This window comes from Streptosporangium sp. NPDC002607 (assembly GCF_053592655.1).
On sequence record NZ_JBSFWD010000033.1, the window covers coordinates 77,305 to 90,491 of the forward strand.

13 protein-coding genes are annotated in these 13,187 nt (G+C 69.5%); 5 read left to right on the top strand and 8 right to left on the bottom strand.

Annotated elements, in window-relative coordinates; translation table 11 throughout:
* Window positions 1-163: 163 nt before the first annotated feature.
* Together ACWD3H_RS31245 and ACWD3H_RS31250 are read left to right on the top strand one after the other, a co-directional pair.
* On the top strand, window positions 164-1,255 hold the full coding sequence (locus ACWD3H_RS31245) for an ATP-binding cassette domain-containing protein (protein ID WP_451957556.1): 1,092 nt from the start codon (window positions 164-166) through the stop codon (window positions 1,253-1,255).
* Window positions 1,252-1,923, top strand: coding sequence for a hypothetical protein (locus tag ACWD3H_RS31250; protein WP_451957541.1), 672 nt, complete (start codon window positions 1,252-1,254; stop codon window positions 1,921-1,923). The genes ACWD3H_RS31245 and ACWD3H_RS31250 overlap by 4 nt, the downstream gene beginning before the upstream one ends.
* 314 nt (window positions 1,924-2,237) lie before the next feature.
* On the opposite strand, the gene rlmN is transcribed toward ACWD3H_RS31250, so the two are convergent.
* Entirely contained in the window at window positions 2,238-3,362 is a 1,125-nt protein-coding gene (gene rlmN, locus ACWD3H_RS31255) for a 23S rRNA (adenine(2503)-C(2))-methyltransferase RlmN (RefSeq protein WP_350924045.1), read from the bottom strand.
* Window positions 3,363-3,434: 72 nt separating this feature from the next.
* Here rlmN and ACWD3H_RS31260 point away from each other — a divergent pair, with 72 nt between their 5' ends.
* A complete protein-coding gene (locus tag ACWD3H_RS31260) occupies window positions 3,435-4,517 on the top strand; it encodes a suppressor of fused domain protein (RefSeq protein ID WP_451957542.1) in 1,083 nt (360 codons plus the stop codon).
* Window positions 4,518-4,523: 6 nt separating this feature from the next.
* Here ACWD3H_RS31260 and ACWD3H_RS31265 read toward each other — a convergent pair whose 3' ends face one another.
* From ACWD3H_RS31265 to ACWD3H_RS31290, 6 genes are all read right to left on the bottom strand, one after another.
* Complete coding sequence (locus ACWD3H_RS31265) at window positions 4,524-5,366, bottom strand: phosphatidate cytidylyltransferase (protein WP_451957543.1); 843 nt, start codon at window positions 5,364-5,366, stop codon at window positions 4,524-4,526.
* A gap of 56 nt (window positions 5,367-5,422) precedes the next feature.
* Window positions 5,423-5,980 carry a ribosome recycling factor gene (gene frr / locus ACWD3H_RS31270; RefSeq protein ID WP_343971771.1) on the bottom strand — a complete coding sequence of 186 codons (558 nt, stop codon included), beginning with the start codon at window positions 5,978-5,980 and terminating at the stop codon, window positions 5,423-5,425.
* A 187-nt stretch (window positions 5,981-6,167) separates the two neighbouring features.
* Window positions 6,168-6,863 carry a UMP kinase gene (pyrH, locus tag ACWD3H_RS31275; RefSeq protein ID WP_350924039.1) on the bottom strand — a complete coding sequence of 232 codons (696 nt, stop codon included), beginning with the start codon at window positions 6,861-6,863 and terminating at the stop codon, window positions 6,168-6,170.
* A gap of 122 nt (window positions 6,864-6,985) precedes the next feature.
* Window positions 6,986-7,819: a translation elongation factor Ts gene (tsf, locus tag ACWD3H_RS31280; protein ID WP_451957544.1), complete on the bottom strand. Its 834-nt coding sequence runs from the start codon at window positions 7,817-7,819 to the stop codon at window positions 6,986-6,988.
* A 108-nt stretch (window positions 7,820-7,927) separates the two neighbouring features.
* Window positions 7,928-8,848 (bottom strand): 30S ribosomal protein S2, encoded by a 921-nt coding sequence (gene rpsB / locus ACWD3H_RS31285; protein WP_451957545.1) that lies wholly within the window; start codon window positions 8,846-8,848, stop codon window positions 7,928-7,930.
* Window positions 8,849-9,076: 228 nt separating this feature from the next.
* The gene (locus ACWD3H_RS31290) at window positions 9,077-9,685 is read right to left on the bottom strand and encodes an ArsR/SmtB family transcription factor (protein ID WP_355563584.1); all 609 of its coding nucleotides are present in this window, start codon (window positions 9,683-9,685) and stop codon (window positions 9,077-9,079) included.
* A gap of 103 nt (window positions 9,686-9,788) precedes the next feature.
* Here ACWD3H_RS31290 and ACWD3H_RS31295 point away from each other — a divergent pair, with 103 nt between their 5' ends.
* Complete coding sequence (locus ACWD3H_RS31295) at window positions 9,789-11,036, top strand: MFS transporter (protein WP_355563581.1); 1,248 nt, start codon at window positions 9,789-9,791, stop codon at window positions 11,034-11,036.
* Window positions 11,037-11,059: 23 nt separating this feature from the next.
* On the opposite strand, the gene ACWD3H_RS31300 is transcribed toward ACWD3H_RS31295, so the two are convergent.
* Window positions 11,060-12,412, bottom strand: a complete 1,353-nt coding sequence (locus tag ACWD3H_RS31300; protein ID WP_451957546.1) for a CoA transferase — start codon at window positions 12,410-12,412, stop codon at window positions 11,060-11,062.
* Between the two features lie 86 nt (window positions 12,413-12,498).
* Here ACWD3H_RS31300 and ACWD3H_RS31305 point away from each other — a divergent pair, with 86 nt between their 5' ends.
* On the top strand, window positions 12,499-13,119 hold the full coding sequence (locus tag ACWD3H_RS31305; protein ID WP_451957547.1) for a murein hydrolase activator EnvC family protein: 621 nt from the start codon (window positions 12,499-12,501) through the stop codon (window positions 13,117-13,119).
* Window positions 13,120-13,187: the final 68 nt, after the last annotated feature.

The following is a 13,187-nucleotide window of genomic DNA, read 5'->3' on the forward strand; positions in this document are numbered from 1 at the left end:
TGGATAGGAAAAACCGGCCAGATACTCGCGGCAAGTCGCTGACCAGGCCGTATTTTGTCCATCCCGGCCAGAGATTACCGAGTGCCGCAAATACATACATCCGATGTATCAAGATCATCATGCGTGAATCGCACGTAACACCCACGACCTATTTCCGCTTTCGCTGGCTCGTCCGCCATCCAGCGGCTCGGCGCGGCAGGAGGCTTCACGACGGTCGCCACGGAGGACGCGGACGCGGGGCAAGCCGGTCACGACCTCCAGCGTGGAGAGCGGCAGCGCGCACGTCGCGGCGAACGCGGTGGACGGCAACGCGGCCACCCGCTGGGGCAGCGCCTACGCAGACCCGCAGTGGATCACCGTTGACCCGGGCGCCATCCGCTCCATCAACCGGGTCCGGCGGATGATCGCGGTATGGTTGCGGCTTATGCGGCTCTCCATGCTGTCCTTCCGATACTCGCGGCGCAGCCCCTGGATCCTGCGGGATGTCGAGCTCACGCTCCGTCCCGGCTCCGTCATCGAGGTCACCGGCCGCAACGGCGCAGGAAAGTCGACGCTGCTGCGCCTGATGGCGGGGTTCGTCCCCCCGTCCCGGGGCTCGATCACCGACCGGCCCGACGTCGTCGGCTACGCCCCCGACGTGTTCCCGGTGGACCAGCCGTTCACCGTCGCCGCCTACCTGACCCACATGTCCAGAATCCGGGGCATCTCCGCCACCTCCGCCGCCGGGGACCTGGCGGGACGCCTGAACGCGACCCACCTGCTGGACCAGCCACTCGACGACCTGTCCAAGGGCAGCGCGCAGAAGATCGGACTCATCCAGTCGCTGCTGGCCCCGCCGGACCTGCTGATCCTGGACGAGCCCTTCGCCGGGCTCGACGAGCAGACCCGCACCGAACTTCCCGTGATCATCGAAGAGATCGCCGCACGCGGCGGGACGGTCGTGGTCAGCGACCACCAGAAGCAACTCCAGGACTTCCCCGGCGCCGAGCACTGGCTCGTCGCGGACGGCAACGTCACCGTCGGCACCCACGAGCCCTCAGCGCTTTCCACACCCGGCCCCGACGCCCCCTCCCAGCCCGTTCTCTCCCCCCGAGACACCTACGAAGAACCGCGACCGCTTCCCCTGGTTCCCCGGGACGCCTCGGAAGGATCGTCCCGGCAGATGGTCATCGAGGTGATCGTGGACGTGGACGACGCCGACGAGGTCGAGCAGAAGCTCCGCGCCGACGGCTACCTCACCAGGCGGTCATCATGATCCACCTCGTACGTTTCAAGCTCGCCGCCTACGCCCGATCGCACCGGCTGTTCCAGCCGATGATCGGGCTCCTGATGATGCTGGCCATCTTCTACTCCACGCTGACCCCGCCCGGCAAGGAGCTGTCCGCCTACGCCGACTCGGCCGGACTGCTGATCCTCGTCTTCGCCTGGGCCGCCCGGGGACTGCTCGACACCGAGCCCCCGACGCAACGGCTGATCTCCATGACGGCGGCCGGACGGCCGGGCCGCGAGATCGGGGCCGGGCTGCTCGCCGCGCTGACCGTCAACCTCGGTATGGCGACGATCGCGATCGGGCTCCCGCTGATCCACGGCTTCGCCGCCATGCCCGCACCCGCCGACCTGGCAAGCGGTATCGCGCTGCACGCGCTCGGCGTGAGCGCCGGGACCGCGCTGGGCGCGCTGACCAGCCGATCGATCCTGGCCTCCCCCGCCGTCTCGATGCTCGCCCTCTTCGGCGGCTACCTCGCCCTGCTGCTGATCAGCCTCACCCCCGTGGGCCACCTCTCAGTGCCGATCATGCCTTGGATGCGCGCCGCCAACGCCGGCCTGCTCGACGAGATCCTGCTCCCCGTCTCCGCCGCCACCCTCTTCTGGACCGCCGCAAGTCTCGTCCTGTACGCGCGCATCCGCCGCCTGAACCCCTGAACGACTACCGAGCTTCGACTCGTGGCGTTTGGCGGCATGCCTTTCTCGACGCTTGGTCCGGATAGGCCGTGACCGCATGCGTGACGTGACATCGAGCGTGGACATGCCGGGCGGGGTGGGGATCCATCCGGATCAGGCCGGGCAGCGCGGCGATGCGCTGACCGGATCGACATGGCCGTCACCACGTCCGGACGAGCCGCGCCGCGCCGGACGACGATGCGGCGGGGAGCGCGGACGGGAGAGGAGCGCCGCCCGGCGGGAGTGCGCCGGGCGGCGGTCGGCGCCTCGGGGGCGCAGCCGTAAGGAAAAGGGGGTTACTCGGCGGCGGCGAGCTGGCCGCAGGCGCCGTCGATCTCGCGGCCGCGGGTGTCGCGGACCGTCACCGGCACACCGTGGAACTCCAGGCGCCGGACGAAGGCCCGCTCGTCCTGGGGCCGGGAGGCGGTCCACTTGGAACCCGGGGTCGGGTTGAGCGGGATCAGGTTGACATGCACGAGCTTGTTCTTGATCAGCTTGCCGAGCAGGTCGGCCCGCCACTCCTGGTCGTTGATGTCCTTGATCAGCGCGTACTCGATGGAGACCCGGCGCTTGGTCCTGGCCGCGTAGTCCCAGGCCGCGTCGAGGACCTCGGCGACCTTCCACCGGGTGTTGATCGGCACCAAGGTGTCGCGGAGCTCGTCGTCGGGAGCGTGCAGCGAGAGCGCCAGCGTCACCGGCAGCCCCTCCCCGGCGAGCTTGCCGATCGCCGGAACCAGGCCGACCGTGGAGACGGTGATGCCCCTGGCGGAGATGCCCAGGCCGTCGGGCGCGGGCTCGACCATGCGGCGGACGGCGCCGACCACGGCCTTGTAGTTGGCCAGCGGCTCGCCCATGCCCATGAAGACCACGTTGCTGACCCGCCCGGGACCGCCGGGAACCTCACCGGCGGCCAGCGCCCGCGCTCCGGCGACGACCTGCTCGACGATCTCGGCGGTGGTCATGTTGCGGGTCAGGCCCGCCTGTCCGGTGGCGCAGAACGGGCAGTTCATGCCACAGCCCGCCTGCGAGGACACGCACATGGTCGTGCGATCGCTGTAGCGCATCAGGACCGACTCGACCAGCGCGCCGTCGAAGAGCCGCCACAGCGTCTTACGGGTGGTGCCGGCGTCGGTGGTCATCTCCCGGACGGAGGTCAGCAGGCTGGGAAAGAACGCGGCGGCGAACTTCTCCCTGGCGGCGGCCGGAAGATCCGTCATCAGCGCGGGGTCGCCGTTGAGCTTCTCGAAGTAGTGCCGGGAGAGCTGGTCGGCACGGAACGGCTTCTCGCCCAGCTCGGCGACCGCCGCCCGGCGCTCGGCCATGGTCAGGTCGGCCAGGTGGCGGGCGGGCTTGGCCCGGCGCGGCGCCACAAAGGTGAGCTGGCCGGGTACGGGGGTCCCGGACGGACTGGCAGTCGACACGTCCAATGCCTTCTCTCGACGGTTACGCGAATACTCGAAGCGGTGCCCGACCGTAATCTAGAGTCCGGAGGTATGGCGACAAACCGCCCCACAGGAGAGCGGGGAGACGGCGTCGAGGTCGTGCTCACCGACGTCAATCCCTACCGGAGCCGCACCCTGGTGGTCGAACGCGACGAGACTTCCTCGGTAGCTTACCTGTGCGGATCGCAGGGGGAGGTGCACGGAGCCGTCTGGCTGGCCAATCACGGCCCCGCTCCCGAGGGGCTCGACCAGGACCGTCTGGACTCCGCACTCCCGCCGACCGCTCCCCGGGCGAACACCCGGCACCCTGACGGCAGAGGCCCCCTGGGCACGCTGCGGGCGCTGTGGTTCGAGGAGGGCGACGGCGTCGCCCTGTACGAGAACGAAGAGCTGCTCGCGGTCATTCCCGGCTGGGCGGACATGCACCGGGGAATGCCCGGCTACTGCCGCGACGCGCTGGGCGAGTCCCCGCTCGCCTGGTCACTGGAGGAGGCCCATGACGGCCTGGCCTCCCGGATCGCCAAGGCCCGCGCCTACTGGGAGTGGCGGGGCGGCGACGGCGCCTGGGCGTCGTTCCAGCAGTTCGTGATGGGCCATCTGGACCGCAGGGTCGGCACCGCGGGCCGGTTCTGGGACGCCGGGGGCGAGCGGATGCCCACGGTGGGCATCACCGAGCGACCGCCGGAGCGGGGCAGGGAGTACACGATCCTGTCCACCGTCGGGATGAGCTGCCAGCGGATGCCCACCGTCGAGCAGTACATCGACCGGCCCGACGCCTATGCCCGGGTGGAGCTCGCCGTCGCCTCCCCCGGCGACGCCCGTGACGCGGCCCGGCTCTTCCTGTGGCTGGGACAGTACCCCTGGCACTCGGTCACCTGGCTGGGCCACGGCCACACCGCCAGGTGGTACCACCGGCCGGAGACCTTCCCGCTCGGCTCCGCCTACGGCGGGGTCATGATGCTGACCGGGCTGCCGGGGCTGCCCGACCTGTCGGGCTTCTCCTTCGGCGGGGACTCCGTCCAGTGGCTCTGGCTCATCCCGATCACGCCGGACGAGCTGAACCTGGTCTCGGCCGAGGGCTACCGGGCGGTGCTTCCGCACCTGTCGGCGACCCGGCTCACCGGGACGAGATGAGCCTCTTCACAGCAGCAGGGTGAACAGCACCCAGACCGGAATCAGCGCCACGACGAGGGAGTCGAGGCGGTCCATCATGCCACCGTGGCCGGGGAGCACGCTGCTCATGTCCTTGACGCCGAGGTCGCGCTTGATCACCGACTCGACCAGGTCACCGAGGGTGGCGAAGACCACCACGACCGCGCCGATGAGGACACCCTTCCAGATGTCGTCCTTCAGCAGCCACGCCACCAGCCAGCCGCCCACGGCCATGCAGGCCAGTGCCGACCCGGCGAAGCCCTCCCAGGTCTTCTTCGGACTGATCGTCGGGGACATCTTGTGCCTGCCAAGGGATATCCCAGCGAAATATCCACCGATGTCGCTCGCGACCGTGGTGGCGATGAAGACGACCACCAGGTCCGCACCCTTGGTCGGGTGGGCGAGAAGCAGTGCCACGAACCCGGCGAGCAAGGATGGGTAGACGACGACCAGGATGGTCGCGGTGATGTCACGGACGTAGTTCTCGGTGCCCAGGAACATCCGCCAGATCATCAACACCAGCACGGTCATCGCGAAGACGCCGACCAGCCAGGCGGGCCCGCCCCAGTAGGCGCCGGTCAGCATGGCGGCCATGCCGGCCAGAACCGGGATCAGCGGGATCCTGATGTCCCTGGTCTCGAACGACCTGACCAGCTCCGTCACTCCGACGCCCACCGCCGCGATCACCACGACAAGGAAGAGCTCCTTTACGTAGTAGAGGGAGCCGATGACCGCCACCGCCAGGGCGAGACCTACCGCCACCGCAACGGGAAGATTCCGGCCGGTACGGCTACTGCCCGCCACGGGTTCCACAGGGGGTCCTACTTTCATACATACACAAAATCCTTGTCCCGCACGGAGCGCCCGCGCGGGACAAGGACCATGGATCAAACCTCAAGCAGCTCGGATTCCTTGTGCTTGAGCAACTCGTCAATCTTGGCGACATGCTTCTGGGTGAGGTCGTCAAGCTCCTTCTCCGCCCGGCGTACCTCATCCTCACCGGCCTCGCCATCCTTGACCAGCTTGTCCAGGATCTCCTTGGCATTACGACGAATGTTACGGATGGAGACCTTGGAGTGCTCCGCCTTGTTCCTGGCGACCTTGATGTACTCCTTGCGGCGCTCCTCCGACAGCTCGGGGAAGGCCACCCGAATCACCGCTCCGTCGTTACCAGGGTTCACACCGAGGTCCGAGTTGCGGATCGCCTTCTCGATCGCGGCCATCGAGCTCTTGTCAAAAGGCTGGATGATGACCATGCGCGCCTCGGGCACGTGGAACGAGGCAAGCTGCTGAATGGGGGTGGGCGTCCCGTAGTACTCAGCGCTGATCTTGTTGAACATCGACGGGGTGACCCGACCGGTGCGGATGCCTGCGAAGTCTTCCTTCGCCACCGACACGGCCTTGTCCATCTTTTCCTCGGCTTCGAGGAGAGTATCGTCGATCACAGCGGCTCCCTGTCTTCTCGGTCACTCACCATCCTCGCTCACTTCGCGGCACGCTCCTACCTCGCGCACCACTCCGCTCGCTACGTCGGGCTCGCTCCCTGTCTCCTGGTCACTCACCACTCCTCACTCACTTCGCGGCACGCTCCTACCTCGCGCACCACTCCGCTCGCTACGTCGGGCTCGCTCCCTAACGTGCCGGACTTACCAGCGTGCCGATCTTCTCACCGCGCACGGCCCGCAGGATGTTGCCCTCACCCATGAGGTCGAAGACCACGATGGGAAGGTTGTTGTCCATGCACAGACTGATGGCGGTGGCGTCCATGACTCCCAGTCCGCGGGTCAGCACCTCACCATATTCGAGGTGGTCGAACCGGACGGCATCGGGGTTCTTACGAGGGTCGGCGTCGTAGACGCCGTCCACCTGGGTGCCCTTGAGCAGAGCCTCGGCGCCGATCTCCAGCGCTCGCTGCGCGGCGCAGGTGTCGGTGGAGAAGAACGGCGAGCCGAGCCCCGCCCCGAAGATGACCACTCGGCCCTTCTCCAGGTGACGGATGGCACGGCGGGGCAGGAACGGCTCGGCGACCTGCTGCATGGTGATGGCCGTCTGGACGCGGGTGTCGACACCCCGCTTCTCCAGGAAGTCCTGGAGGGCCAGGCAGTTGATGACCGTACCGAGCATGCCCATGTAGTCGGCCCTCGCCCGGTCCATGCCGCGCTCGGAGAGGGCGGCACCCCGGAACATGTTGCCGCCGCCCACGACCACCGAGACCTGGACGCCACCTCGGACGGCCTCGGCGATCGAGTCCGCGAGGTGACCCACGACCGCCGGGTCGATGCCCAGCGGCTCGCCGCCGGCGAACGCCTCGCCGGACAGCTTCAACATCACCCGCTTCCAGCGAAGCGGGTCCGAGTACGAAGAAACCGCCGACGTGGCGGGTCCTGGATTCTCCTGCACGGCGGCGGCCTCCTCGTTTGGTGCTCTGCGTAAAGAGCGGGTGTCTGGAATTAGGCCTGGCCAACCTTGAAGCGGATGAAGGCCTGGACCTTGACACCATTCTCGTCCGCGAACTTCGCGACGGACTTCTTGTTGTCCTTGACGAAGGACTGCTCAAGAAGGGTGAAGTCCTTGTACCAGCCGTTGATGCGACCATCGACGATCTTGCCGATGGCTGCCTCGGGCTTGCCCTCCTCGCGGGTCATCTCCTCGAAGAGCGCGCGCTCCTTCTCGATGACGTCGGCCGGGACCTCGGCGGGGCTGAGGTACTTCGGGGCCATCGCGGCAGCGTGCTGCGCGATGTCCTTGGCGACACCGGCGTTCGGGGTGTCGAGCTGCACGAGCACGCCGACCGCCGGGGGAAGCTGGGGGTCGGTCTTGTGCATGTAGGAGCCGATGAAACCGCCCTCGAGCACGGCGAACCGGCGGATCTCGATCTTCTCGCCGAGCGCGGCGTTGGCCTCGTCGAGGTGCGTCTTGACGCTCTTGCCGTCGAGCTCGGACTCGAGCAGCGAGGGCACGTCGGTCGGCCTGGAAGCCAGGACGTGCTTGACCACCTGGGCCGCGAGCTCCTGGAAACGCTCGCCCTTGGCGACGAAGTCGGTCTCGCAGTTGAGCTCCAGCAGCGCGGCGGCCGAGTCGCTGTCCTGCTCCAGGGCGACCAGGCCGTTGGAGGCGGTGCGAGCCTCACGCTTGCCGACATCCTTGGCACCCTTGAGACGGAGGAGCTCGACCGCGCGGTCGAAGTCGCCCTCGGACTCCTCAAGAGCCTTCTTGCAGTCCATCATGCCGGCGGCGGTCAGCTCACGAAGCCGCTTGACGTCGGCCATGTTCACGGAAGCCATTGTCTTTTCCTCGTGGGAATCGTCGTGGATCGGGTGGGTGCCCCCGACTGAGCGGCACCCACCCGGAAGGGTCTTGCGGGTCGTACGGCCAGGCCGTACGGAGATGACCTAGGCCTGCTTCTCGGCGGTCTCGGCGGTCTCAGCCTCGACGGTCTCGGCCTCGGCGGAAGCCTCCGCGGCCTCGGTCTCGGCAGGGGCCTCCACGACCTCGGCCTCGGCCTCGGCGGCCGGGGCGCTCTCGGCGCCACCGGCCAGCAGCTCCTGCTCCCACTCGGCCAGCGGCTCGGCGCCACCGGCGACGGCCGGCTTGTCGTCGCCACCACGGCCCGCACCGGCGCGGGCCATGAGACCGGCGGCGACGGCGTCGGCGACGACGCGGGTCAGCAGGCCGACGGCGCGGATGGCGTCGTCGTTACCCGGGATCGGGTAGTCGACCTCGTCGGGGTCACAGTTGGTGTCGAGGATGGCCACGACCGGGATGTGAAGCTTGCGAGCCTCGCTGATCCCGATGTGCTCCTTCTTGGTGTCGACGACCCACACGGCGCTGGGAATCCGGGACATGTCCCGGATGCCGCCGAGGGTGCGCTCGAGCTTCTCCTTCTCACGACGGCGCATGAGGAGCTCCTTCTTCGTGAGCCCCGAGGCGGCCACGTTGTCGAAGTCGAGCTCCTCCAGCTCCTTCAGGCGCTGGAGCCTCTTGTGCACGGTGGAGAAGTTGGTGAGCATGCCGCCCAGCCAGCGCTGGTTGACGTACGGCATGCCGACGCGGGCGGCCTGCTCGGCGATGGCCTCCTGGGCCTGCTTCTTCGTGCCGATGAACATGATCGTGCCGCCGTGCGCGACGGTCTCCTTGACGAAGTCGTAGGCCCTGTCGATGAAGGCCAGCGACTTCTGCAGGTCGATGATGTAGATGCCGTTGCGCTCGGTGAAGATGAAGCGCTTCATCTTCGGGTTCCAGCGACGGGTCTGGTGGCCGAAGTGCACGCCGCTTTCGAGCAGCTGTCGCATGGTGACGACGGGGGTGGACATTGATTGTCCTCCAGATCGGGGCGCCCATCTCTGGGCGCTGTTCTCGGTTGGCCGCGACAACCTGCGGCTGTCGCCCTGATGCCCCGAACCGGATCCAGCCGGGCTCTCACCCGGACCGAGGGATCTTGGCTCTTGACGAGGCATGCGAAGTCGGCCCATGACGAATGGGCCACCAAAAATTGTACCCGTAACCGGGCCTCTCCCTGACCTTCGGTCGTCAAGCGCCCCTTACGCGTCACGGGGGAGGCCGTGTGGCCGGCGTCGAGCCCGAGGAAAGAGATTGATCTGCGCCTCGGCGATCCGAGCCCCGGACGGAGCGTCCGCCCGGTCTCTGACAGTGGTCTTGTAGGGGGCGAGCAGCTCATCGATCTGCTCGTTCAGCCGCCTCAGCTCATCGGCGTCGACCAGCAGGACCGCGCGGTTGAACACCGTGGCCTCGCGCCACTCCCGGGACTCCCGCTCCAGGTTCTCCATGGCCCGGGTCACCTCGTCCGCCGCCTGGTCCCGTAGGGCCTTGATCAGGAAGTCCTTGGCACTGCGCACATCCGGACTGTCCTCCGGGTCACGATTGACGCTCATGCCTACGGGGCTGGAGCGCCACAGCCGCTCCCTGCCGTCGCCGCGCGCGGGCGCGTCCTCGACGAAGCCGTACTTGGCGAGCATGCGCAGGTGGTAGCTGGCCGCGCTCGGTGTGACCCCGACGACCTCGGCGACCTCGGTCGCGGTGCAGGGCCCCTCGGCGTGGAGCCGGTTCAGGATCGCGAGCCGCGCGGGGTGGGCCAGCGCGCGCATCGCCATGGGATCGGTGAGGAACCTGTGCTTCCGTACCTCGGTCATGTGCAGACCGTACCCACTCCAAATATGAAACATTGCCTTCATAACTATGAAGGACTACCTTCACAATTATGAAGCATTCCCTTCACAGTTTCCGGAGGGCGACGTGACCTCCGTGTTCCAGCCGGTGCCGCTCAGGAGGCAGCGCGACTACCGGCTCCTGCTCTCCGCCCGTGCCGTCACCGAGACCGGCGCCGAGGTCTCCCGGCTGGCGGTGCCGCTCACCGCCGCCGTCCTGCTCGGCGCCTCCCCCACCCAGATGGGCGTGCTCACCGCCGTGACCTCGCTGCCCTACCTGCTGATCGGCCTCCAGGCGGGCGCCCTCGCCGACCGGCTGAGGCGGCACCGGCCGGTCATGATCGCCTGCGACCTGGTCTCGGCCGCCGCCATGGCCACCGTCCCGGCGGCCTGGATCACCGGGCTGCTGACCGTGCCGTGGCTGATCGCGGTGGCGTTCGTGGTCGGCACCTGCTCAGTGATCTTCAGGGCGGTCAACTTCCCGCACCTGGCCACCGTGGTCCACGAGAGTCAGCGGACCGAGGCGCTCGCGGGTTTCCAGTCGGCCTTCGCCGTGGCGAGCGTCGGCGGCCCCGGCCTCGCCGGGCTGCTCGTCCAGCTGATCACCGCGCCGTTCGCGATCCTGGTCGACGCGCTGTCCTTCCTGCTCTCGGCGTTCCTGATCCGGAGGATCACCGCGCCGGAAACCCACACCCCCGCTCCCCCGCGCGGCATGTGGACCGAGATCCGCGAGGGCCTGGGCACCGTGGCCCGGCACCCGGCGCTCCGCGCGCTCTGCGGCAGCGGGGTGACGATCAACTTCTTCGGCGGCGTGTACATGGCGCTGTTCGTGATCTACGCGCTCAACGTGCTCGACCTGCCCGGGGGCCTGGTCGGCGCGATCACCGCCTGCTTCGGCATCGGCGGCCTGCTCGGTGCCGCCGTGGTGCCACGCCTGACCAGACGGTTCGGTGAGAACCGGATGCTGCTCTGCGCCACCCTGCTCTTCCCCGTCGACTACGCGGTCGCGGCGCTCGCCGGCGGCCCGGCGTGGCGCAGCCTCCTGCTCATGTCCGCCACCGCGGTGACCTCCGGCATGGCCATCGTGGCCTTCTCCGTCTGCATGGGCGCCATCACCCTGCGCGAGACCCCCGCCGAACTGCGCGGCCGGGTCAACGCCACGATGTCCTTCATGATCCAGGGCGTCCTCACCCTCGGCAGCCTGGCCGGTGGCCTGCTCGGCGAGCTGCTGGGGCTCCGCCCGGTGCTGTGGATCTCCGCGGCCGGGGTGCTGACCACGATCGCCTGGATCGGCCTCTCCCCACTCCGCCACTCCGCCGGCACTTCGACACGGTGATCGCGATGCCCCGCGCGGCCACCTCACCACCAGGCGGGCGGGTGCTCGCCGTTCTCCGGAGGCGGGCTCGACCAGTACGGCGAGACGCCGCCGACGGTGCCGGGGGGCCGGAGATAGGTCAGGCGGCCGAAGGCGCTGTCCATCTCCTCGATCAGATCGGTGACGTCCGGCTCCGGGGTGGCCGCGCCGTCGATCCGGCCGAGGCCGTCCAGCCATCGCGCGGTCCCCGCCAGGGAGAGCTCAACCCTCCAGGAGCCTCCCTCGGCGGACCGGCGGAGCAGGGCGGCCATCGCCCCGAAAGCGGCCAGGTAGCCGGTGGCGTGGTCGAGGACCTGGGCGGGAAGCGGATGCGGCCGCGATCCGTCACCACCCTCGTGCGCGATGCCGCACGCCATCTGCACCAGGCTGTCGAACCCGCGCCGGAGCGCCCACGGCCCGCGTCCCCCGTACGCCGAGACGTCCACGCAGACGATCCCCGGCCTGATCGCCGCCAGTTCCCCGGGGCCGAACCCCAGCGATTGGAGAGCCCCCGGCCGGTAGGACTGCACGAGCACGTCCGCCCCGGCCACCAGGTCGCGTAGCGCGGCGCTCCCGGCCGTCGTCCTCAGGTCGAGGTGACAGGACCGCTTGCCGAACGCGGTGCCGATCACCAGCCCCGGCACCTCGGGAAGGTGCCCGGCGCCCACTCTGAGCACCTGGGCGCCGTGGGCCGCCAGCGTGCGTGTCGCCACCGGCCCCGCGATCACCCTGGTCAGGTCGAGCACCCGAACCCCGTCCAGCGGCCGCCCTCCTCCCCTCCTCGGGGCACGGGTCCGCCCACCGCCGGAGTCTCCGAACCGGGTCAGGCCGACGAGCGGCGACCTGGCGACCTGGCGGGCCTGGGGGTGCTCGCGCCATTCGGCACGGCTGCGCATGGCCGCGGCGCATCCTCCCGCGGCCGTCACCGACTCCTCGACCTCGACGGCGGCCCGGCCGGCGCAGGCGCGCACGACGGCGTCCCTGCCCGCGGCCGGGGGAAGTCCCAGCGCCGCGAGAGCCGCGTCCCGGTGGTGATCGAAGTTGCAGTGCAACCGGACCCAGCCATCGGCGGCGCGGTAGTCACCCGAGAGAGGGGCCCACAGCTCCCCGGCGACTCCGTCGATCCTGAAGTGACGCTCGTCCCTGAAGGCCGCTGCCGCCTCCCGTACGTCCACCGCCGCCTCACGCCCGCCTCCCCCGAGCGCCGCGGCCGCCGCGGTGGCGGCTCCGACGGCGACGGCGGCGGCGGCGCCCACCCGGAAGACGGAAGGCAGCACCGGATCATCCCCGGTCACCCGTACCGGCGGCAGCTCGACCCCCGCCTCGGCCGCCAGCTCGCGAATACGTTCTCCGGTCACGCGATCCCTCCACACCTTCGGCCGCCTATCCACAGAATCCAGTTCGGCCCATATCCGCCGCACCGCTGGTCCGCATGCTCGCAGGCATGAGACCCTTCTCCGCCATCGGACTGCGAGCCGTGCTCTGCTCGCTGATCCTGGCCACTCCGGCAGCCGGCGCCCACCACGCGACCCCTCTCGCATCCCCCGGCGGAGAAACCGGCCGCGGGGCCGCACTCGGCATGGCGGGGGCGACGCGTCCGGGCGAGGCGCCCGCCCCCTCTCCACTCTGGGGATGGCCGCTCGCCGGGCGACCACGGGTGCTCAGGGGGTTCGCGCCACCGGCGCAGCCGTGGCTGGCCGGCCACAGGGGCACCGACCTCGCCGCGTCGCCCGGAGCCGAGGTGCGTGCCGCGGGAGCCGGAACGGTCGGCTACGCGGGCCCGCTCGCGGACCGTGGAGTGGTGACCGTGCTCCACTCCGGCGGCCTGCGGACGACCTACCTGCCCGTCCAGCCCTCGGTGGGACGCGGGCGGGCGGTGGCCACCGGCGAGGTGATCGGCGTCCTCCAGGACGTCCCCGGGCACTGCCCCACCGCCTGCCTGCACTGGGGGCTGCTCCGCGACCGCGCCTATCTCGACCCCCTGCTCCTCCTCGGTCACGGCCAGGTCCGCCTGCTCCCCCTGTGGCCCGGCCGGGATCTCGCCGGCCGTCCCGCGCAGCGGTGATCGCCGATGGGCACGCCGGTGCTCGTCCCTGACGGATGCCGAGGCGGCCTTTTCCCCGGGCAGACCTC